Raw genomic sequence first — 21,866 nt, forward strand, 5'->3', positions numbered from 1 at the left:
GCGGCAGGAAGGCAGCAGTGAGCATGCGGGGTTGGGGCTGGCGATCACCCAGTCGGTCGTGCGTGCCCATGGTGGGACGATTCATTGCGAATCGGAGGTGGGGTTTACGCGGTTTGTGATCCAGTTACCGAAGCAGAACTGAGGCCAGCAGGTCCGGCCCCTTCGCGAGCAGGCTCGCTCCCACAGGGAAATGCATTCCAACCGTGGGAGCGAGCCTGCTCGCGAAGGCGGTCTAAAGGTTACGAGTATCTCAACGCATGCGCCGGTTCGATCTTCGCCGCCCGCCACGCTGGATACACCGTGGCCAGGAAGCTCAAAATGAATCCCGCCGAGCAGATCAACAGCACATCCCCACCCTGCAGTTCCGAAGGCAGGTTGCTGACGAAATACACGTCCGAACTGAAGATATGCTGGCCGGTCACGCGCTCGACCCAGCCGACCAGTTCGCTGACATTGAGCGCCGCAATCACGCCCAGCACGCCGCCAATGATGGTGCCGACAATACCGATCACCGTGCCCTGGACCATGAAGATCGCCATGATCTGCCGGGGCGTAGCGCCGATCGTGCGCAGGATGGCGATGTCGGCGCCCTTGTCGTTCACCACCATGATCAGCGTCGCGATGATGTTGAACGCCGCCACCGCGACGATCATCAGCAACAGCAGGCCGATCATGGTTTTTTCCATCTTCATCGCGCTGAACAGGCTGCCCTGGGTGTGGGTCCAGTCGTCAGCCTTGAAGTCAGCGCCGAGGCCACCGGCGATGTCCGCAGACACCTTCGGCGCCGCGTACAGATCCTTGACCGCCAGACGCACGCTCTGCACCTGATTCGGTTGCCAGTGCTGCATGGTCGCGGCATCGGCGACGTGGATCAGGCCCATCGAGCCGTCCAGCTCGGCGCCGACCTTGAACACGCCCACCACATTCAGGCGCTGCATGCGCGGGGTGATACCGCCCGGTGCGGTGCTGACTTCCGGGACGATCAGGGTGATCTTGTCGCCGACATTAAGGCGGAAACGCCGCGCGGTGATCTCACCGATCACCACACCGAATTCGCCCGGTTTCAAGGCATCAAGACGCCCCTGCACGATGTGCTGGGCAACGATCGACACCTTGCCTTCCTGGGCCGGATCAACGCCGCTGATCTGGATCGGCTGCATCGAACCCTTGTAGGACAGCATGCCTTCCATCTCGGTGAACGGCACGGCGGCAGTCACTTCAGGATTTTTCATCGCGGCGGCGGCCACCGGCTGCCAGTCATCGATCGGCTTGACGCCAACGATGGTGGCATGGGGCACCATGCCGAGGATGCGCGAGCTCATCTCGCGCTGAAAGCCGTTCATCACCGACAGCACCACGATCATCGCCAGCACGCCGAGGGCGAGGCCGATCATCGAGGTCATCGAAATGAACGAAACAAAGCGATTGCGGCGCTTGGCGCGGGTATAGCGCGTGCCGATAAAGATCGATAACGGTCTGAACATTCGCTGGGGCACCGTATAGAAATAAAAGACCCGGCGCCGTTACGGGCGCCGGGTTTCAGCCAGTCAGATGGGAGTGAGGCAACCTTCCTGCAACTGCAGGACGCGGTCCATCTGGCGAGCCAGGTTCATGTCGTGCGTCACCACCAGGAACGCCGTGCGCATCGAAGTGCTCAGCTCCAGCATCAGGTCCTGGATGCCTTCGGCGGTGTGCAGGTCAAGGTTGCCGGTCGGCTCATCGAGCATCACCAGCCCCGGGTTGTTGACCAGGGCACGAGCGATGGCCACGCGCTGACGCTCGCCGCCGGAGAGTTCCGCCGGTTTATGTTCCAGACGATGGCCCAGACCGACACGTTCCAGCAATGCCGTGGCACGCTGACGCGCCTCCGGAATGGCGGTCTTGCCGATCAACAGCGGCATGCAGACGTTCTCCAGCGCGGTGAATTCAGGCAGCAGGTGGTGAAACTGATAAACGAAGCCAAGCGCGCGATTGCGCAGCAGGCCACGCTTTTTCTCGCTCAACGCAGACAGTTCTTCACCGTCGAGCCAGACGCTGCCCTTGCTTGGCGTATCGAGACCGCCGAGCAGGTTGAGCAAGGTACTCTTGCCGGAACCGGATTTGCCCACGATCGCTACACGTTCGCCCGGGTGCAGCTCCAGTTGCAGGCCGGCCAGCACTTGTACCGACTCCGGACCCTCCTCGTAGGATTTGCCCAGGTTACGGCAGCTCAGAATTGCTTGTTCACTCATGCCCGACTCACTCATAACGTAACGCCTCCGCCGGCTGGGTGCGCGCGGCACGCCAGGCGGGATACAGGGTGGCGAGGAAACTCAGGACCAACGCAGCGGCGCAGACCATGACGACGTCCTGGCTCTGGACCTGCGAAGGAAGATAATCAATGAAATACACGTCAGCATTAAGGAACTTGTGGCCGATCAGCCCTTCAAGCGCCGAAATGGCCGCACTGACATTCAGCGCCGCAAGGATCCCGACCACCGCGCCAATGGCCGTGCCGACCACGCCGATTACCGTGCCCTGAACCATGAACGTGCGCATGATCGTGCCCGGAGTGGCGCCGAGGGTACGCAGAATGGCGATGTCGCCCTTCTTGTCGTTCACCACCATCACCAGCGTGGAAATAATGTTGAACGCGGCGACGGCGACGATCAGCAGCAACAGCAGCCCGATCATGGCTTTTTCCATGCGGATCGCTTGATACAGGTTGCCGTGGGTGCGGGTCCAGTCGCGGGCGTAGTAACGATCTTCGCCGAGCTGCTGGGCAATGTTCCACGCCTCACGCGGTGCCTGGAACAGGTCGTCGAACTTCAGCCGCAGGCCCTGCACCTGATCGGCTTTCCAGCGATGCATTTTCGCCAGATCCTGCAGATTGGTCACGCCGAGGTAGCCGTCGAGCTCACCGGCGCCGACATGGAAAATCCCGACCACGGTGAAGCGCTTCATGCGCGGGAACATCCCGGCCGGGGTCACGCTGACCTCCGGTGCGACGAAAGTAACCTTGTCGCCAATGCCGACGCCGAGCTTGGTCGCCGCCTTGTCGCCGATGACGATGCCGAAGCTGCCCGGTGTCAGGTCGTCGAGTCTGCCCTGCTTCATGAAGTTGTCGATGATCGACACATTGCGCTCGAGCGCAGGATCAATGGCATTGAGCAACACCTTGGAAACCTGACCGTTGTTGGTCAGCAGGCCCTGCATCTGGGTGAACGGCGCCACCGCCGTCACCTGCCGGTTCTGCTTGACCTTGTCGGCAAGGCTTTGCCAGTCATTGATCGGCTCGCCGGTCTCGAGAGTAGCGTGGGGCACCATGCCCAGCACGCGGGTGCGCATCTCATGGTCGAAGCCGTTCATCACCGACAGCACGACGATCATCACGACCACGCCAAGGGCGAGCCCGATCATCGAAGTCAGGGAAATGAATGACACAAAATGATTGCGACGCTTTGCACGGGTATAACGCGTGCCGATAAATACGAAGAGAGGTCTGAACATGTCGGGGCTTGTTCGGAGGGAAAAGGAACGTCCTTGTGGCGGGGGTCGAAAACCAGCTTTACACTCAGACCACCGCCGCTACCATGGGTTCGCCATGTCGACATTAGATGAAGAAGATCGCCGCGAATACTACCGTATCGAGGACACGATCGCACTGGAAATTCGGCCCCTGTCCGCTCCCGAAGCCGCAGGCCAGGAAGTGTTGCAGGATGCTTCCCCACTCTTCAACCTGCTCAGCGAACTGCACCTGAGCGAATTCGAGTCGCAGCACCTGTTGCGGCAGATCAGCGAGCGCGACCGCGCCATCGCCGCGTTCCTCAAATCGCAGAACAAACGCATCGACCTGCTCAGCCAGGTCATTGCCCTGACCGTGCTCGGCCACATCGGCGAGCCGCAGCCGGTGATCATCTCCGAGGGCGGGATCGACTTTCAGTACCCGACCCCGATTGCCACTGGCGCACACCTGTCGGTGAAACTGGTGCTGATGCCGCAGGCACTCGGCCTGCTGCTGCGTGCCCGGGTCACCCATTGCGACCCGAAGGGCGATGGCTTTGACGTCGGCACCGAATTCGAGCGCCCGACCGATGCCCAGCGCCAATTGCTCGCGCGCTACATCTTGCAAAAGCAGGCTCAGGAACGCCGTCTGGCCCGCGAACAGAACGAATCTGGCATTTAACTTAAGGAAGCACCGTGACCCTCATCTACGGCCACCGCGGCGCCAAGGGCGAAGCACCGGAAAACACCCTGAGCAGCTTTCAGGAATGCCTCAAGCACGGCGTACGCCGCTGCGAACTGGATCTGCACCTGTCCAAGGACGGCGAGCTGATGGTCATTCATGACCCGACCCTCAAGCGCACCACCGACCGTCGCGGCAAAGTCGTCGAGCACACCGCTGCCGAATTGGTCACCTACGACGCGCGCAAGGGGGGCCCGGGCTGGATCAAGCCGTGCCCGATTCCAACGCTGGAAGAGTTGTTCGAGCAATGTGATTTCGAGCACTGGCAGCTGGAAGTCAAAAGCGCATCACGCACCCGCGCGGCGACTACCGTGCTGGCGATTCGGGAAATGGCTCAGCGCCACGGCCTGCTCGACAAGGTGACGATCACTTCGAGTTCGCGGGAAGTCTTGAAGGCAGCGCTGGATCTGGTACCCGACGTATCCCGTGGCCTGGTGGCCGAATACGCCTGGCTCGATCCGCTGAAGGTTGCGGCCAGCTACGGCTGTGAAATTCTCGCCTTGAACTGGACGCTGTGTACGCCGGAACGCCTGCAGAAGGCGCAGCGTCAGGGCCTGCATGTGTCGGTGTGGACCGTCAACGAGCCTGCGCTGATGCGCAGACTCGCCGACTTCGGCGTTGACAGCCTGATTACAGACTTTCCCGGTTTGGCCACTGCCACCCTTGAGAATTGCTGAAATCGGTCTCCCCGGCCGGCTCAGGCCACCGGCCGGAGCCCGTCAAAAAAGCCGGTTGAGGCCGTCGTACGCCGCTACCCGATAGGCTTCGGCCATGGTCGGGTAGTTGAACGTGGTGTTGACGAAATACTTCAGCGTATTCAGCTCGCCCGGCTGGTTCATGATCGCCTGACCGATGTGAACGATCTCCGACGCCTGATAACCGAAGCAGTGCACGCCAAGCACTTCCAGCGTTTCGCGGTGGAAGAGGATCTTCAGCATGCCCTGCGGCTCACCGGCAATCTGCGCCCGCGCCATGCTCTTGAAAAATGCCTTGCCGACTTCGTACGGCACTTTCGCCTGGGTCAGCTCCTGCTCGTTCTTGCCGATCGAGCTGATCTCCGGAATGGTGTAGATGCCGGTCGGCACGTCATTGACGAAACGCCAGCTGCCATTGTCGACGATGCTGCCAGCAGCCGAACGCCCCTGGTCGTGGGCGGCACTGGCCAGGCTTGGCCAGCCGATCACGTCACCGGCGCCGTAGATGTTCTCTATGCAGGTGCGGTAGTTCTGGTCGACTTCGATCTGGCCACGGCTGTTGACCTTGACCCCGATGTTTTCCAGACCCAGCGTGTCGGTGTTGCCGGTACGGCCGTTGCACCAGAGCAAGGCGTCGGCCTTGATCTTCTTGCCGGATTTCAGGTGCAGGATCACGCCGTTGTCCACGCCTTCGACGCGGTCGTACTCTTCGTTGTGACGCACGGTGATGTTGTTGTTGCTGAAGTGGTAGCTCAGCGCCTGGGAAATTTCCGAGTCGAGGAAGCTCAGCAACTGGCCACGGTTGTCGACCAGCTCGACCAGCACACCCAGACCACTGAAGATCGACGCGTATTCGCAACCGATCACACCAGCGCCGTAAACGATCAGTTTGCGCGGGGTGTGGCCGAGGCTGAGGATGGTGTCGCTATCGTAGATGCGCGGGTGGTGGAAATCGATGTCCGCCGGGCGATACGGACGCGAACCGGTGGCGATGATGATGTGCTTGGCCACCAGCTTCTCGACCACGCCGTTGCCGCAGACCACTTCGATGGTTTGCTCGTCGGCGAAGCTGCCGGTGCCGAAGAACACGTCGACACGGTTACGGGCGTAGTAGCCGGTGCGCGATGCGACTTGTTTGGAAATGACTTTTTCGGCGCTTTTCAACACGTCCGGGAAGGAGAACCAGCGTGGCTCGCCGATCGCGCGGAACATCGGGTTGGTGTTGAACTGCATGATCTGCCGCACCGAGTGACGCAGTGCCTTGGACGGAATGGTGCCGAGGTGGGTGCAGTTGCCGCCGACCTGGCGACGGCTGTCGACCATCGCGACCTTGCGCCCCGCTTTGGCGGCGTTCATTGCCGCGCCTTCTCCCGCCGGGCCGGAACCCAGTACCACCACGTCGTAGTTGTAGACAGCCATGCGTACTCCTCAGAACAGGCCGCGGTGCCAGCAGCACCGGCGGCTAAATCACGCCGAACGGCGGCGCGAAGGAACAATTGGGGGCCAGTGAAGAACCCGGACACAGTCTATAGAAGCGTCAACGCCGCGCACATTAACCCTTGGTCGCGTCGTAGGCTACTTTTGCCTGCACTACAACGCCAGCTTTCGTCTTGTCTTCGGTCAGTTTTTTTCACCGACAAGCTGCGTAAATGCCTGACTGCTGCGGGTGACGAAACCTGTATCGGCACGCAGGACAAAGAATGCAGCAATGTCATGCTCTTGGGCATAGTCCCGCGCCCTTTCCGGCCCGAGAATCAGCAACAGCGTCGATAGTCCATCGGCCATCAACGCTGAAGGATGAATCACCGTGACTGACGCCAGGTCGTGTAGGACCGGTCGCCCGCTGCGGGCATCGAAGGTGTGGGAATAACGCCGACCGTCCTGCAGAAAATAGTGGCGGTAGTCACCGGAGGTGGACACGCCGTAGCCATCGACATCGATAATCCGCTCCGCCACTTGCTGGTCATCGCGAGGCTCTTCGAGAGCGATGCGCCACGCTGAACCATCCGGCTTCTTGCCCCGGGCTTTGAGTTCGCCCGTGGCTTCGACCAGATAATTGTCGATGCCCATGCCCTGCAATCTGGCAGCAATGATATCCACGGCGTAACCGGCGGCAATACTGTTGAAGTCGACTTCGACGGCGGCGTCCTTGCACAACCGCTCGCCGTCGATGCGCAGATGCTGATGACCGACCCGCTGCATGACCTCGGCCACAGCGGCCGCATCAGGGACCTTTTCTTCGCGTCCTTGCGGGCCGAATCCCCAGAGGTCCAGCAGCGGTTCCACGGTCAGGTCGTAGGAGCCTTCGCTTTGCGTTGAAAGCTGTTCGCCGATGCGGACCAATTCGAGCACTGCTGCCGGCATGGCTTGGCAGCTATCGGCGGGCAAGGCGTTGAAACGTTCGATGGCGGAGTCACTTCGGTAAGTCGACAGCTGTTGATCGACTTCACCGAGGATGGCCTGCACTTCGCCGCGCACCATTGAAGGATCGGCGACCCCGGCGTGGCGCACGTACTTGACCGACCAGGTGCTGCCCATGGTCGAACCGCCAACCTGTTCCAGGGAATCGCCGCTGCCGCAGCCGCCGCTGCCGCAGCCGCCGATTGCCACCGCCAACACCACAGGCCCCAACCAGCGTCCAGTTAACAATTCTTCATCTCCCCGCAAAACCACGGCGGCCATTATGAACTACAAGCGCCCGCTCGCTTCCCCATGGCTGCAACGCCTTTATACAAAATTGAACAGTGAGTACCTCCCATGTCCTCCACCACGGGCAAAGGCAAAGCGATCTTTCGCGTTGTCAGCGGCAACTTCCTCGAAATGTTCGACTTCATGGTCTACGGCTTCTACGCCACGGCCATCGCCAAAACCTTCTTCCCCACCGACAGCGCGTTCGCTTCGCTGATGCTGTCGCTGGCGACCTTCGGTGCCGGCTTCCTGATGCGCCCGTTGGGGGCGATTTTCCTCGGTGCCTATATCGACCGTCACGGACGGCGCAAAGGGCTGATCATCACTTTAGCGATGATGGCCGCCGGTACAGTGCTGATTGCCTGCGTGCCCGGCTACGCGACGCTCGGCGTCGCCGCGCCGCTGCTGGTGTTGTTCGGCCGTTTGCTGCAAGGCTTCTCGGCGGGCGTGGAACTGGGTGGCGTGTCGGTGTATCTGGCGGAAATTTCTACGCCGGGGCGTAAAGGCTTTTTCGTCAGTTGGCAGTCGGCCAGCCAACAGGCAGCCGTGGTGTTCGCCGGTCTGCTCGGCGTCGGCCTCAACCACTGGCTGAGTCCGGAGCAGATGGGCGAATGGGGCTGGCGCGTGCCGTTTCTGATCGGCTGCATGATCGTGCCGGTGATTTTCTTCATCCGTCGCTCGCTGGAAGAAACTCCGGAATTCCAGGCGCGCACCCACCGCCCTACCCTCGGCGAAATCGTCCGCTCGATCGGCCAGAACTTCGGCGTCGTCATTGCCGGCATGGCGCTGGTGGTGATGACCACGGTTTCGTTCTACCTGATCACTGCGTACACGCCGACGTTTGGCAAGGCCGAGCTGCATCTGTCGGACCTCGACGCCTTGCTGGTGACGGTGTGCATCGGCTTGTCGAACTTCTTCTGGCTACCGGTGATGGGCGCTGTGTCCGACAAGATCGGCCGAAAACCCCTACTGCTGGCAGCGACGATTCTGGCGATCCTGACGGCATATCCGGCGCTGTCGTGGCTGGTGGCGAACCCGAGCTTCAGCCATTTGCTGATTGTCGAACTGTGGCTGTCGTTCCTTTATGGCTCGTACAACGGCGCAATGGTGGTGGCACTGACCGAGATCATGCCGGTGGAAGTGCGCACGACCGGTTTCTCGCTGGCGTACAGCCTGGCGACGGCTACATTCGGCGGCTTTACGCCGGCGGCGTGTACCTACCTGATCCACGTGCTGGACAACAAGGCAGCACCGGGGATATGGCTCAGTGGCGCGGCGGTGTTGGGGCTGATTGCGACACTGGTGCTGTTCCGTGGCAATCGGCATGAGTTGCGCACGGCGCAGGCTTCGGTAGCCAGCGGCGCCTGACAGAATGCTTTCGCGAGCAGGCTCGCTCCCACAGAAGATTGTGAACGACACTGATCCAGTGTGGGAGCGAGCCTGCTCGCGAAGAGGCCGGCAAGGACGCCGAAGATCCAACAGGCCCATAAACAAAAACGCCCCGACAAAATGCCGGGGCGTTTTCATTCAAGCCTGAGGCTTAGCGCGGGAACGCTGGCGGATTCACATCAGCCATGTCTTCCATCACGCGTACCACCTGGCAGCTGTAGCCGAACTCGTTGTCGTACCAGACGTACAGAACAACACGGTTGTCCTGCACGATGGTCGCTTCAGCATCGACCACACCGGCGTGACGCGAGCCAACGAAGTCGGTCGACACCACTTCCTGCGAATTGACGAAGTCGATCTGCTTGTGCAGCTCGGAGTGCAGCGCCATGTAGCGCAGGTACTCGTTCATCTCTTCACGGGTGGCGGCTTTCTCTAGGTTGAGGTTGAGAATGGCCATCGACACGTTCGGCGTCGGCACGCGAATCGCGTTACCGGTCAGCTTGCCGGCCAGCTCAGGCAGAGCCTTGGCAGCCGCGGTAGCGGCGCCGGTCTCGGTGATCACCATGTTCAGCGCGGCGCTGCGGCCACGGCGATCGCCCTTGTGGAAGTTGTCGATCAGGTTCTGGTCGTTGGTGTACGAGTGAACGGTTTCGACGTGACCGTTGATGATGCCGAACTTGTCATTGACCGCTTTGAGCACCGGCACGATGGCGTTGGTGGTGCAGGAAGCAGCCGAGACGATCTTGTCGTCAGCGGTGATTTCACCGTGGTTGATGCCATGAACGATGTTCTTCAGCTTGCCCTTGCCAGGCGCGGTCAGAACAACGCGGTCGATACCCGGGCAGGCCAGGTGCTGACCCAGGCCATCGGCGTCACGCCAGACACCGGTGTTGTCCACCAGCAGCGCGTCTTTGATGCCGTACTGGGTGTAATCCACCTCGGTCGGGTTCTTCGCGTAGATCACCTGGATCAGGTTACCGTTGGCGGTGATGGTGTTGTTTTCTTCATCGATGGTAATGGTGCCGTTGAACGAACCGTGTACCGAATCGCGACGCAGCAGGCTGGCGCGTTTGGTCAGGTCGTTCTCGGCGCCTTTGCGCACGACGATGGCGCGCAGACGCAGGCCGTCGCCACCACCGGTTTTCTCGATCAGGATGCGCGCCAGCAGACGGCCGATACGACCGAAGCCGTAAAGAACAACGTCGGTGCCTTTGCGGGCCGAGGCGTTCTGCTGGCCAACCACGTCAGCCATCTCTTCACGCACGAACTGCTCGGCGCTGCGGCCGTTGCCTTCATTGCGGAATTTGAACGCCAGCTTGCCCAGATCCACCGACGCCGCGCCGAGCTTGAGCTCGCTCATGGCCTTGAGCAGTGGGAATGTTTCGTGGACGGAGAGTTCGCTGTCGTCCGTAGAACGGTGGCGAGCAAAGCGGTGGGCTTTGAGAATCGCGATGACAGACTGGTTGATCAGGCTGCGGCCATAGATCGAGCTAACCACGTTGTTATTGCGGTAGAGCTGACCGATAAGCGGGATCATCGCTTCTGCGAGTGCTTCACGGTCGATCCATTCACCAAGACACTGGTCGGGCTTCTGAGTCACGGTAACCTTCCACATGTAGGGGCAGAAAAAAGGGGCTACATTATGCCGCCGACAAGCCCTTTCAGCAATGCGCGCTTGTCGCGCAATCGGTAACAAAATCCCGTTCAAAAAATTTACGCCCTTCTCCAGCCCAATAAAACCGGGGCTTTCAGCGCAGTCAATTTTTCGACGACTGTTAGACGATGTCTGTAACCCTCCGTAACACCACCCGGTTTCGGCACTACATAACCATGAAAAAAGTGCTCGTTTTTATGGTTACCACTACATTTCGTCCAAACCATGAAGATAGACGCAGTCTGCAACTGACAGGCGGCACCGGAGGCCGCTACAATTACCGACTTTGTCGCAACGCCTGGAGCTCAACCTTCCGTGCCTGTTCTGCGTCTACCGCTACTCCCTGCCGAAGCAGGTAAACAGCACTGGGGCAATCTGCCCGGTGCCGCCCTCAGCCTGGCGATTGCCGAGGCTGCCAGCGCTGCCAAGCGCTTTACCCTGCTGCTGACCGCCGACAGCCAAAGTGCCGAACGGCTGGAACAGGAGCTGAGTTTCTTCGCCCCGGATTTGCCCGTACTGCATTTCCCCGACTGGGAAACCCTGCCCTACGACCTGTTCTCGCCGCACCAGGACATCATCTCCCAGCGCATCGCCAGTCTGTATCGCCTGCCGGAACTGGCCCACGGCGTGCTGGTGGTACCGATCACCACCGCTTTGCATCGCTTGGCGCCGACCAAATTCCTGCTCGGCAGCAGCCTGGTGCTGGACATCGGCCAGAAGCTCGACGTCGAACAGATGCGCGCGCGGCTCGAAGCCAGCGGCTATCGCTATGTCGACACGGTGTACGAGCACGGCGAGTTCACCGTACGCGGCGCGCTGATCGACCTGTTCCCGATGGGCAGCAAACTGCCGTATCGCATCGACCTGTTCGATGACGAAATCGAAACCCTGCGCACCTTTGATCCGGAAACCCAGCGCTCGATCGACAAGGTCGAGTCGGTCAAGCTGCTGCCGGCCCGCGAGTTTCCGTTGCAGAAAGATGCAGTCACCCGCTTCAAGGCGCGCTTTCGCGAGCGCTTCGACGTCGACTTCCGCCGCTGCCCGATATTTCAGGATTTGAGCAGTGGTATCACCCCGGCCGGCATCGAGTACTACCTGCCGCTGTTCTTCGACGAAACCTCGACGCTGTTCGACTACCTGCCTCAGGACACCCAAGTGTTCTCGCTGCCGGGCATCGAGCAGGCGGCGGAAAACTTCTGGAACGACGTGCGCAATCGTTACGAAGAACGCCGTGTCGATCCTTCGCGTCCTTTATTGCCACCGGCCGAACTGTTCCTGCCAGTGGAAGACTGCTTCGCGCGCCTGAAGAACTGGCCACGCGTCGTCGCCAGTCAGCAGGACGTCGAAAGCGGTGTCGGCCGTGAACGCTTCCCGGCCCATGCGCTGCCGGATCTGGCCATCGAAGGCAAGGCCACGCAACCGCTGGCGGCGCTGGCCGGCTTCCTCGAAGAATTCCCCGGTCGCGTGCTGTTCACCGCCGAATCGGCGGGTCGTCGCGAAGTCCTGCTGGAGCTGTTGGAACGCCTGAAGTTGCGGCCGAAAACCGTCGACAGCTGGCCGGACTTCGTCGCCAGCAAGGATCGTCTGGCGATCACCATCGCCCCGCTCGACGAAGGTCTGCTGCTCGACGACCCGGCGCTGGCGCTGGTGGCGGAAAGCCCGCTGTTCGGCCAACGAGTCATGCAACGTCGTCGTCGCGAGAAGCGCAGCGACGTCAGCAACGATGCGGTGATCAAGAACCTCACCGAGCTGCGCGAAGGCGCGCCGGTGGTGCACATCGATCACGGTGTCGGCCGCTATCTGGGCCTGACGATTCTGGAAATCGACAATCAGGCCGCCGAATTCCTCACCCTCGAATACGCCGAGAACGCCAAGCTTTACGTGCCGGTGGCCAACCTGCACCTGATCGCACGTTACACCGGCAGCGACGATTCGCTCGCGCCGCTGCATCGCCTCGGTTCGGAGACCTGGCAGAAAGCCAAGCGCAAGGCCGCCGAGCAGGTGCGTGACGTCGCCGCCGAATTGCTCGACATTTATGCCCGTCGCGCCGCCCGCGAAGGTTATGCCTTCGCCGACCCGAAGGCCGATTACGCCACCTTCAGCGCCGGTTTCCCGTTCGAAGAAACACCCGATCAGCAAGCCACCATCGAGGCCGTGCGCGAAGACATGCTCGCGCCGAAACCGATGGATCGTCTGGTCTGCGGCGACGTTGGCTTCGGCAAGACTGAAGTGGCCATGCGCGCCGCGTTCATTGCCGTACACGGCGGTCGTCAGGTGGCGATTCTGGTGCCGACCACCCTGCTCGCCCAGCAGCACTACAACAGCTTCCGCGACCGCTTCGCCGACTGGCCGGTAACGGTGGAAGTGATGAGCCGCTTCAAGTCGGCCAAGGAAGTCAACGCGGCGATCGCCGATCTGGCGGAAGGCAAGATCGACATCGTCATCGGCACGCACAAGCTGCTGTCCGATGATGTGAAGATCAAAAACCTCGGGCTGGTGATCATCGACGAAGAACACCGTTTTGGCGTACGCCAGAAAGAACAGCTCAAGGCCCTGCGCAGCGAAGTCGACATTCTGACCCTGACCGCGACGCCGATTCCGCGCACGCTGAACATGGCGGTATCGGGCATGCGCGACCTGTCGATCATCGCCACGCCGCCGGCGCGACGCCTGTCGGTGCGCACCTTCGTCATGGAACAGAACAAGAGCACGGTCAAAGAGGCCCTGCTGCGTGAACTGCTGCGTGGCGGTCAGGTTTACTACCTGCACAACGATGTGAAGACCATCGAGAAATGCGCCGCCGACCTCGCCGAACTGGTGCCGGAAGCGCGCATCGGTATCGGCCACGGGCAGATGCGCGAACGTGAACTCGAACAGGTGATGAGCGACTTCTACCACAAGCGCTTCAACGTGCTGATCGCCTCGACCATCATCGAGACCGGCATCGACGTGCCGAGCGCCAACACCATCATCATCGAACGCGCTGACAAGTTCGGCCTGGCCCAGCTGCACCAGTTGCGTGGTCGTGTCGGCCGCAGTCACCACCAGGCCTACGCCTACCTGCTGACGCCGCCGCGCCAGCAGATCACTTCCGACGCGGAAAAGCGTCTGGAGGCGATCGCCAATACCCAGGACCTCGGCGCCGGTTTCGTCCTGGCCACCAACGACCTGGAAATCCGTGGCGCCGGCGAACTGCTCGGCGATGGCCAGAGCGGGCAGATTCAGGCCGTCGGCTTCACCCTGTACATGGAAATGCTCGAGCGCGCGGTGAAGTCGATCCGCAAGGGCGAGCAGCCGAACCTCGATCAACCGCTTGGTGGCGGGCCGGAAGTCAATCTGCGGGTGCCGGCGCTGATTCCGGAAGATTATCTGCCGGATGTGCATGCGCGGTTGATTCTGTATAAACGCATCGCCTCGGCCACCGACGAGGAAGGTCTCAAGGATCTGCAGGTGGAGATGATCGACCGCTTCGGCCTGTTGCCGGAGCCGACCAAGAACCTGGTGCGGATCACCGCGCTGAAATTGCAGGCGGAAAAGCTTGGCATCAAGAAAGTCGACGGTGGACCGCAAGGCGGACGCATCGAGTTCGAAGCGCAGACACCGGTTGACCCGATGACCCTGATCAAGCTGATCCAGACGCAGCCCAAGCGCTACAAGTTCGAAGGCGCGACGATGTTTAAATTCCAGGTGCCGATGGAGCGCCCGGAAGAACGTTTCAATACTGTCGAGGCGCTGTTTGAGCGTCTCATCCCGAAATCCGCTTGAAGGACGCCCGATGCGCCTGTTCCGCTCTCTGACTTTGTTGCTTGCACTTGCAGCACCGACGGCGTTTGCCGATGACACGTATCAGGTCGAAATGATCCTGGTGCGCCAGAATGCCGTCCCGGCCATCGTCAGCCGCGCCGCCCCGGAAGACTGGGCCGCAGGCGCCCAGCGTCTGGGTAGCGACAGCCAGCGCACCCCGGCGTTGAATGATGTAGTGAGCAAACTCACCGCCAGCGGCGAGTACACCGTGCTGATGCACAAAGCCTGGCAGCAGAGCCTCGGCGAAGCGCCGGCGAAAGTCGCAGTCAGCGAAGGTCAGGAGCAGTTCGGCCAGTTCCCCATCGAGGGCACGCTGGAAATGAAACTCGGCCGCTTCACCGACGTGACTGCCGATTTCTGGGTCAATCAGATCGACGCCAATGGCTTGGTCACTGCCAGTGAGCGCCTGCGTCAGGACAGCCACACCAAGAACGGCCAGCTCAATTACCTCGACAACGGTCATCTGGCCCTGCTGATCAAGATCACTTCCCTGACCGCGCCAGCGCCTCGCGAAGCGCCTGAAGTCGTGCCGGACTGATCGAAGTCCTTATGCCGCCGCCCCTGAGCAAACCGCTGGCCCCGTCGTGGGTCAGCCGATTCAAAGAACAGAGTCTGGAGCGCGGCCGCCGCTACGCTTTGGAGAATCGAGTGCGCATCGCCCAGGTCGGCGATGCGACCATCACCGCCAGTTGCGAAGGCTCCGGCGGCAGTGTTTACCGGCAAACCATCCATCTGCGTGAGTCAGCCAAAGCGACGCTGTTGCTGGTCGACGCCACCTGCACCTGCCCGGTGCGCAGCAATTGCAAACATTGCGCGGCGGTGCTGCTGAAAATCCAGGAAACCCTCGACTACCCCGCCGCCGCTAAAGATGCCGAGCTGCTGGAGAAGCTCCAGGCCGTGCTGGAAAACCGTAGCCCGAAAGCGCCGCCGCAAGTGCTGGTGGACAACGTGCAACCGGTGCCACGCCTGTGGCTGGCCAGTGTCGAGTTCAGCGCCTTCGAGCCGCGCAACGGCAAGATGCAGCGCTACATTCAGCATCGCGCGGCACTGTCGTTCAGCTATCTGGACGAATACGTCAGCGGGCAAAAACACAGCGATATCCTGATCCGTCAGGAAGCCCAGACCCTGCGAATAAAACGTCACCCGGACGTCGAACAGTCCTACCGCGAACAGTTACGCATCCTCGGTTTCCGCATCGCCACAAGGCAGAGCAAAGCGCTGCCGGAAAGCGCCGGCGAGCTCTACGAGATGGTCAACGACAGCGCCTGGCTGACCTTCACGCTGAATGACCTGCCAAAGTTGCGCAGCCAGGGCTGGGAGTTGCAGATCGATGAGGAATTCGGCTTCGACCTGACCGCCGTCGACGACTGGTACGCCACCGTCGAACAGGCGCCGGAGCGCGACTGGTTCGATCTGGAACTGGGCATCATCGTCAACGGCGAGCGCCTGAGCCTGCTGCCGATTCTGCTGAATCTGATGCGCTCGCACACCGAGATCCTCAACCCGGAACGCCTCGCCCGCCGTCGCGATGACGAGTTGATTCTGGTCAACATTCCGCAACGCAGCAGCGAGCATGGGCCGTTGCAAGTGGCGCTGCCGCTCGGTCGCTTGAAGCCGGTATTGATGACGCTGGGTGAGTTCTATTTACAGGAGCCGGGCGAAACCACCCTGCGCCTGAGCAAGGCTGACGCCACCCGGCTCAATTCGCTGGAAGGCCTGCCGCTGTTGTGGGAAGGCGGCGAGCAGATCCGCACCTTCGCCCAGCGCCTGCGCGACATCCGCGATTTCACGGCCGAAGCGCCGCAAGGTCTGAATGCAACGCTGCGCCCGTATCAGCTCGAAGGTTTGAGCTGGATGCAATCGCTGCGGCAACTGGAAGTCGGCGGGATTCTTGCGGATGACATGGGCCTGGGCAAAACCCTACAGACCCTGGCGCATATTCTCAGCGAGAAGAACGCCGGACGCCTCGATCGCCCGTGCATGGTGGTGATGCCGACCAGCCTGATTCCGAACTGGCTCGATGAGGCGGCGCACTTCACTCCGCAGCTGAAAGTGCTCGCCCTGTATGGCGCCACGCGCAAGAAACACTTCGACAATCTGGCCGACTTCGACCTGATCCTCACCACTTACGCCCTGCTGCCCAAGGACGCTGAGCGTCTCGCCAAACAGCCGCTGCATGTTTTGGTGCTGGACGAAGCGCAATACATCAAGAACCCCAACAGCAAAGCCGCCCAGGCCGCGCGCGAGCTGAATGCGCGCCAGCGCCTGTGCCTCAGCGGCACGCCGCTGGAGAACCACTTGGGCGAACTCTGGTCGCTATTCCACTTCCTGTTGCCGGGCTGGCTCGGCGACGTGAAAAGCTTCAATGCCGATTACCGTGTGCCGATCGAAAAGCGCGGCAGTGAAGTCAGACTGCAACACCTTAACGGTCGGATAAAACCGTTTCTGCTGCGCCGCACCAAAGAGCAGGTCGCCACGGAGCTGCCGCCGAAAACCGAAATCATCCATTGGGTCGAACTCAACGAAGCGCAGCGCGACGTGTACGAGACCATGCGCCTGGCGATGGACAAGAAAGTCCGTGACGAGATCACTCGCAAAGGCGTGGCACGCAGTCAGATCATCATTCTCGAAGCATTGCTCAAGCTGCGCCAGGTCTGCTGCGATCTGCGCCTGGTCAACGACGCCACCCTGCCCGCACGCGGCAGCACCTCGGGCAAGCTCGACAGCCTGATGGAAATGCTTGAGGAATTGTTCGAGGAAGGTCGGCGGATTCTGCTGTTCTCGCAATTCACTTCGATGCTGTCATTGATCGAAGAGGAATTGAAAAAACGCAAGATCGCTTACGCCCTCCTCACTGGCCAGACCCGTGACCGGCGCACCCCGGTGAAGGAATTCCAGAGCGGCACGCGTCAGATCTTTCTGATCAGCCTGAAGGCCGGTGGCGTCGGTTTGAACCTGACCGAAGCCGATACGGTGATTCACTACGACCCGTGGTGGAACCCGGCAACCGAGAATCAGGCGACGGACCGGGCCTATCGCATTGGCCAGGAAAAACCGGTGTTCGTCTACAAGATGATTGCCCGGGGCACGGTGGAAGAGAAGATTCAGCACCTGCAGAAGGAAAAGTCTGACCTGGCCGCGGGCGTGCTCGATGGGCGCAAGGCCGGGGACTGGAAGTTGCAGAGCGATGATATTGAAGCGCTGTTTGCGCCGTTGCCGGACAAGATCGACAAGCGCTGAAATCGGCGTCGCTGATCAGATAGCTATCGCGAGCAGGCTCGCTCCCACACGATCCAGATTCACTGAAGATCAAATGTGGGAGCGAGCCTGCTCGCGAATGGCCACACCGCGATTTAAACCCTTCAACCTCTGGAAACCGGCAACGGCGCAAACAACGCCTCGATATCACTCTGTTCCAGTTTGAATCCGCCCGTCGTGCCACCCTCAAGCACCGCCCCGGCCAGCGCCGCTTTCTCCTGCTGCAACGCCTGGATCTTTTCTTCGACGGTGCCTTTGGCAATCAACTTGTAGACGAACACCGGATTGTTCTGGCCGATGCGATACGCCCGATCAGTCGCCTGATTCTCCACCGCCGGGTTCCACCAAGGATCGAAGTGAATCACCGTGTCCGCCGCCGTCAGGTTCAGACCGGTACCGCCAGCCTTGAGGCTGATCAGGAACAACGGCACCTTGCCGCCCTGGAAGTTCTTGACCGGCGTGCGCCGGTCGGTGGTGTCGCCGGTCAGCAGCGAATAGCCGAGCCCGCGCTGCTGCAACTCCTGCTCGATCAGCGCGAGCATCGAGGTGAACTGCGAGAACAGCAGAATGCGCCGCCCTTCGCCGAGCAATTCTTCAAGCATCTCCATCAGGCTGATCAGCTTGCCGCTGCCCGAGCGCAACGCTTTCGCCGTGAGCGGCATATTGACCAAGCGTAGATCGCAGCAGACCTGGCGCAGCTTGAGCAGCGCATCGAGGATGATGATCTGACTGCGCGCCACACCGCTGCGGGCGATTTCGTCGCGGACCTTTTTGTCCATCGCCACACGCACCGTCTCATAGACGTCGCGCTGACCATCGCTGAGTTCGACCCAATGAATGATCTCGGTTTTCGGTGGCAACTCGGTAGCGACCTGATCTTTCTTGCGCCGCAGCAAAAACGGCTTGATGCGTGCGGTCAGGTGCTGCATGCGCTGGACATTGCCGTGCTTCTCGATCGGCGTGCGGTAATCGCGGTTAAAGGATTTGCTGTCGCCGAGCCAGCCGGGCATGAGGAAATGGAACTGCGACCACAGCTCGCCGAGGTGGTTTTCCAGTGGCGTTCCGCTCAGACACAAGCGCTGGCGAGCCTGCAGGTCACGGGCCGCCTGCGCAGCTTTGCTCAGGGGGTTCTTGATGTTCTGCGCCTCGTCGAGAATCAGCACGCTCCACGACTGCGGCTGCAAGATTTCCAGATCCCTGGGCAGCAATGCGTAAGTGGTCAGCACCAAGTCGTATTCGCCCAGATTGGCAAAGTCCTTTTGCCGCCCGGTGCCGTGCAGCGCCAGCACTTTCAACTGCGGCGTGAAGCGCTCGGCTTCGTCGAGCCAGTTGGGTATCAGGCTGGTGGGCATCACCGCCAGTGCCGGACAGTCCAGACGCCCGGCGTGTTTTTCCGTAAGCAGATGCGCCAGGGTCTGCAAGGTTTTGCCCAGGCCCATGTCATCGCCCAGAATGCCGCCGACCTCCAGCTCGCGCAGGGTCTGCATCCAGTTCAGGCCTTCGAGCTGATACGGGCGCAGCTGCGCGTTGAGGCCGGCCGGCGCAGCAACCTGGGCGTGGCTGGAATTCTGCAGACGCTTGGCAAAAGTGCGCAGACGTTCGTCGCCCTGCCAGTCCAGCGGCACGCCATCGAGCATACTCAGACGCGCGGCGTCTGGAGCGGTCAAGCGCAGCGCATCACCCTGATGGCCGCCCAGGTACAGCTCGCCCAGCGTCGCCATCAGCGGTTTGACCCGGCTCAGCGGCAACGCGACCTTGGCGCCCGCCGGTTCGCCAAAACCGCTGGGCTTGAGCTCGATCAGGAGTTTTTCATCATCGCTGCGCTGCGCCAGATTGACCGGGTCGAGCAAGCGCGGCTGGGTCCGCAACAGGTGCAGAAGGATCGGCAGCAAGCTGTAGCGTTCGCCGTTGACGACGATACCCAACTGCAAATCAAACCACTGATGCGTGGCCTCTTCTTCGACCTCGGCGTACCACTGTTCAACCGGTTGTACATCGAAATGGAAACCGGGACTGATCTCGATTTTCCAATCTGCGGCGCGCAGCGTGGCCAGCCCTTCGTGCATGAAGCCAAGCCAGGCGGAATCATCCGGCAAGGTAAACATCTCGCCAGGACGATCCATTGCACTCTTGCGCGTGGCTTTCTTGAAGCCATGTTTTTGCAGGTTCTGGCGCAGCTTCTTTTCCAGCGCAGGTTGACGCTGAATGCGCTGGGTTTCGCTGCCGTTGAGGATCATCACTTCCGGGTTGCGGTCCACCGCTGGATGACCGTTGTAGGTAAACAGCAGAGCGGCGCGGTGTTCCAGCACATATTCCCAGCGCGAGCGTTCTCGGCCGCTGACCAGGGTCAGTTGCGGCTGCGGCAGCACGTCATCGATGATCCGTTCGGTGAGCTTGTGTGGTGGCGCAATTTGGGTCGCCGCGCTCATGCGATGGCTGAACTGCATGGCCTGACGCGCCGGAACGTCTGGCGCCAGGGTCAAATGGCAGGCGAGCTTTTCTTCCAGCTCAGTGAACAGCGGGCCAACCTGGCGCTGCTCGCGATCAAGATAATAAAGCGGCTCCAGCGCCAGCACGGCTTCTTGCGCGGCTTCGGCACTGCTCCATTGCGCGCGGAATCCGCCGTCAGCCTGCTCGGCCCAAGAGAACTGACCGACGCGTTTCGCCCCCGGTGTCAGCGCTCGCAGGTCTTCGAAGTCGAGGAACAGCCGCGAAGTGCGCAGGAGCATTTCCAGCAGTTCGGCGCCACTGCTGCCTTCCAGCGGATAGCCGCTGTAATAGGCGTGATGGGAATGCATGGCGACCAACAGCCGGGCGATGCGCTGATCCAGCTCGGACAGGTAGCCGGGCTGGCGCATGAGCATTTCCGCGAGCGAGTACATCGGTTTGACTTCGCGTAACTCGCCGCTCTTGAGCTGGTAGACCTTGAAAATATCCAGCAGCCACTTGCCGTTCGCAGACGTCGGTTTGAGCTTGTAAAACAGACGCGTGCCTGCGGTTTGCGCACTTTCTTCAGCGGGCTTGGCCGGCACGGGAATTGTCGAAAGCCAATGCTCCAGCGCTCGTCCCAACGGGGTCTGCGCGTCACTTCCAGACGCATCCTCGCCAGTGCCCAGCAGGTGATAGAGCACCGCTGCGCTGTGCTTGCAGTCGATTGCAACAGGACAGCTGCACAGGCAACGCAGGTTTACCGACCCCAGCCGATCTTCGGACAGGTAAATGCTTTGCTCATACGCCTGAAGTTGCGAGCCGACGCAGAACGCCTCTATCTTCCTGTCATCGATCTCGAGGACCTCGACCCGGTCATCGGCGGCATAAGCCCGGGCCTTGGCCAACGCCTTGCTACTGAATGCGTGGGTCCATGTCAGCCCTTTGAGCCGCTCGATGAAAATGCTCATGGACAGTCCTTAGCTGGCCAGCACTCGGGCCAACGTTGATTTCACCTTGCCCATGCCGTCGTGCAGGGCCTGCTCGATTTCGGCCATGGTGATGACTTCGGTGGTCTTGCCGGCTGCCGGATTCACCACCAGCGCCAGACAGGCGTAATCCAGATCCAGCTCACGGGCCAGCGCCGCTTCCGGCATGCCGGTCATGCCGACGATGTCGCAGCCGTCACGTTCCAGTCGCACGATCTCGGCGACCGTTTCCAGACGCGGTCCCTGGGTGCAGGCGTACACACCTTGATCGCTGTATTCGCAGCCTTCGGCGGCGACTGCGGCAATCAATTGCTGACGCAACGGCTCGCTGTAGGGAAAGCTGAAATCGATGTGGGTGACGTGCTCCAGATCATCAGCGAAATAGGTGTGCTCGCGCCCGCTGGTGTAGTCGACGATCTGGTGCGGCACACAGAAATGCCCGGTGCCCATGGCCGGATGAATCCCGCCAACGGCATTCACCGCGATGATCGCTTCGGCACCCGCCTGCTTCAACGCCCAGAGGTTGGCGCGGTAGTTGACCTTGTGCGGCGGGAAACGATGCGGGTGACCGTGACGGGCGAGGAACAGCACTTCCTTGCCAGCGTATTCACCAATCTGCACCTCGGCCGAAGGCGCGCCGTACGGGGTGTCGACTGCCAGCGACTGGCGAATGATCAGGCCTTCGAGCTGAGTCAGGCCAGTGCCACCGATGATTGCGTAAACGGTCATAACGAAAA

At 61.0% G+C, this 21,866-nt stretch carries 15 protein-coding genes; 7 read left to right on the forward strand and 8 right to left on the reverse strand.

Annotation, left to right across the window (positions count from 1 at the left end):
* On the forward strand, positions 1-142 hold a 142-nt coding region (locus D6877_RS29540; RefSeq protein ID WP_347233396.1), incomplete at its 5' end, for an ATP-binding protein.
* Between the two features lie 97 nt (positions 143-239).
* On the opposite strand, the gene D6877_RS03615 is transcribed toward D6877_RS29540, so the two are convergent.
* From D6877_RS03615 to D6877_RS03625, 3 genes are all read right to left on the reverse strand, one after another.
* Complete coding sequence (locus D6877_RS03615) at positions 240-1,484, reverse strand: lipoprotein-releasing ABC transporter permease subunit (protein ID WP_024013627.1); 1,245 nt, start codon at positions 1,482-1,484, stop codon at positions 240-242.
* A 63-nt stretch (positions 1,485-1,547) separates the two neighbouring features.
* Complete coding sequence (gene lolD, locus D6877_RS03620) at positions 1,548-2,231, reverse strand: lipoprotein-releasing ABC transporter ATP-binding protein LolD (protein WP_016775477.1); 684 nt, start codon at positions 2,229-2,231, stop codon at positions 1,548-1,550.
* 7 nt (positions 2,232-2,238) lie between these two features.
* Positions 2,239-3,489 carry a lipoprotein-releasing ABC transporter permease subunit gene (locus tag D6877_RS03625; protein WP_130909886.1) on the reverse strand — a complete coding sequence of 417 codons (1,251 nt, stop codon included), beginning with the start codon at positions 3,487-3,489 and terminating at the stop codon, positions 2,239-2,241.
* Positions 3,490-3,583: 94 nt separating this feature from the next.
* On the opposite strand from D6877_RS03625, the gene D6877_RS03630 reads away from it, so the two are divergent.
* Both D6877_RS03630 and D6877_RS03635 read left to right on the forward strand, forming a co-directional pair.
* The gene (locus D6877_RS03630) at positions 3,584-4,165 is read left to right on the forward strand and encodes a PilZ domain-containing protein (protein WP_130909887.1); all 582 of its coding nucleotides are present in this window, start codon (positions 3,584-3,586) and stop codon (positions 4,163-4,165) included.
* 14 nt (positions 4,166-4,179) lie between these two features.
* Complete coding sequence (locus D6877_RS03635) at positions 4,180-4,902, forward strand: glycerophosphodiester phosphodiesterase family protein (RefSeq protein WP_008087738.1); 723 nt, start codon at positions 4,180-4,182, stop codon at positions 4,900-4,902.
* Between the two features lie 42 nt (positions 4,903-4,944).
* On the opposite strand, the gene sthA is transcribed toward D6877_RS03635, so the two are convergent.
* Both sthA and D6877_RS03645 read right to left on the reverse strand, forming a co-directional pair.
* Positions 4,945-6,339 (reverse strand): Si-specific NAD(P)(+) transhydrogenase, encoded by a 1,395-nt coding sequence (gene sthA / locus D6877_RS03640; protein ID WP_039760770.1) that lies wholly within the window; start codon positions 6,337-6,339, stop codon positions 4,945-4,947.
* A gap of 201 nt (positions 6,340-6,540) precedes the next feature.
* Positions 6,541-7,602, reverse strand: coding sequence for an FAD:protein FMN transferase (locus D6877_RS03645; protein WP_130909888.1), 1,062 nt, complete (start codon positions 7,600-7,602; stop codon positions 6,541-6,543).
* Positions 7,603-7,677: 75 nt separating this feature from the next.
* On the opposite strand from D6877_RS03645, the gene D6877_RS03650 reads away from it, so the two are divergent.
* On the forward strand, positions 7,678-8,976 hold the full coding sequence (locus D6877_RS03650) for an MFS transporter (RefSeq protein WP_130909889.1): 1,299 nt from the start codon (positions 7,678-7,680) through the stop codon (positions 8,974-8,976).
* 172 nt (positions 8,977-9,148) lie between these two features.
* Here D6877_RS03650 and D6877_RS03655 read toward each other — a convergent pair whose 3' ends face one another.
* Positions 9,149-10,612, reverse strand: coding sequence for a glyceraldehyde-3-phosphate dehydrogenase (locus tag D6877_RS03655; protein ID WP_130909890.1), 1,464 nt, complete (start codon positions 10,610-10,612; stop codon positions 9,149-9,151).
* A gap of 354 nt (positions 10,613-10,966) precedes the next feature.
* Between D6877_RS03655 and mfd the strand changes: the two genes are divergently transcribed.
* Genes mfd through D6877_RS03670 form a run of 3 tightly spaced genes read left to right on the forward strand, consistent with a single transcriptional unit; the run spans position 10,967 to position 17,695 of the window.
* Positions 10,967-14,416, forward strand: a complete 3,450-nt coding sequence (mfd, locus tag D6877_RS03660; RefSeq protein ID WP_130909891.1) for a transcription-repair coupling factor — start codon at positions 10,967-10,969, stop codon at positions 14,414-14,416.
* 10 nt (positions 14,417-14,426) lie between these two features.
* Entirely contained in the window at positions 14,427-14,993 is a 567-nt protein-coding gene (locus tag D6877_RS03665) for a CsiV family protein (protein WP_071173055.1), read from the forward strand.
* 11 nt (positions 14,994-15,004) lie between these two features.
* A complete protein-coding gene (locus D6877_RS03670) occupies positions 15,005-17,695 on the forward strand; it encodes a DEAD/DEAH box helicase (protein ID WP_130909892.1) in 2,691 nt (896 codons plus the stop codon).
* A 122-nt stretch (positions 17,696-17,817) separates the two neighbouring features.
* On the opposite strand, the gene D6877_RS03675 is transcribed toward D6877_RS03670, so the two are convergent.
* The gene (locus tag D6877_RS03675; protein ID WP_130909893.1) at positions 17,818-21,111 is read right to left on the reverse strand and encodes a DEAD/DEAH box helicase; all 3,294 of its coding nucleotides are present in this window, start codon (positions 21,109-21,111) and stop codon (positions 17,818-17,820) included.
* A gap of 9 nt (positions 21,112-21,120) precedes the next feature.
* Entirely contained in the window at positions 21,121-21,858 is a 738-nt protein-coding gene (locus D6877_RS03680; protein WP_056791517.1) for an S-methyl-5'-thioinosine phosphorylase, read from the reverse strand.
* Positions 21,859-21,866 lie beyond the last annotated feature (8 nt).

Source organism: Pseudomonas sp. Sample_9 (genome assembly GCF_004307535.1).
GTDB classification, from domain to species: Bacteria; Pseudomonadota; Gammaproteobacteria; order Pseudomonadales; family Pseudomonadaceae; genus Aquipseudomonas; species Aquipseudomonas mercuritolerans.

Excerpts from the sequence above, each read along its gene's own strand:
- D6877_RS03645 (WP_130909888.1), bottom strand. The coding sequence starts at position 7,602 with ATGGCCGCCGTGGTTTTGCGGGGAGATGAAGAATTGTTAACTGGACGC.
- D6877_RS03675 (WP_130909893.1), bottom strand. The coding sequence starts at position 21,111 with ATGAGCATTTTCATCGAGCGGCTCAAAGGGCTGACATGGACCCACGCA.
- D6877_RS03625 (WP_130909886.1), bottom strand. The coding sequence starts at position 3,489 with ATGTTCAGACCTCTCTTCGTATTTATCGGCACGCGTTATACCCGTGCA.
- lolD (WP_016775477.1), bottom strand. The coding sequence starts at position 2,231 with ATGAGTGAACAAGCAATTCTGAGCTGCCGTAACCTGGGCAAATCCTAC.
- D6877_RS03665 (WP_071173055.1), top strand. The coding sequence starts at position 14,427 with ATGCGCCTGTTCCGCTCTCTGACTTTGTTGCTTGCACTTGCAGCACCG.
- D6877_RS03650 (WP_130909889.1), top strand. The coding sequence starts at position 7,678 with ATGTCCTCCACCACGGGCAAAGGCAAAGCGATCTTTCGCGTTGTCAGC.
- sthA (WP_039760770.1), bottom strand. The coding sequence starts at position 6,339 with ATGGCTGTCTACAACTACGACGTGGTGGTACTGGGTTCCGGCCCGGCG.
- D6877_RS03680 (WP_056791517.1), bottom strand. The coding sequence starts at position 21,858 with ATGACCGTTTACGCAATCATCGGTGGCACTGGCCTGACTCAGCTCGAA.
- D6877_RS03670 (WP_130909892.1), top strand. The coding sequence starts at position 15,005 with ATGCCGCCGCCCCTGAGCAAACCGCTGGCCCCGTCGTGGGTCAGCCGA.
- D6877_RS03630 (WP_130909887.1), top strand. The coding sequence starts at position 3,584 with ATGTCGACATTAGATGAAGAAGATCGCCGCGAATACTACCGTATCGAG.
- D6877_RS03615 (WP_024013627.1), bottom strand. The coding sequence starts at position 1,484 with ATGTTCAGACCGTTATCGATCTTTATCGGCACGCGCTATACCCGCGCC.
- D6877_RS03655 (WP_130909890.1), bottom strand. The coding sequence starts at position 10,612 with ATGTGGAAGGTTACCGTGACTCAGAAGCCCGACCAGTGTCTTGGTGAA.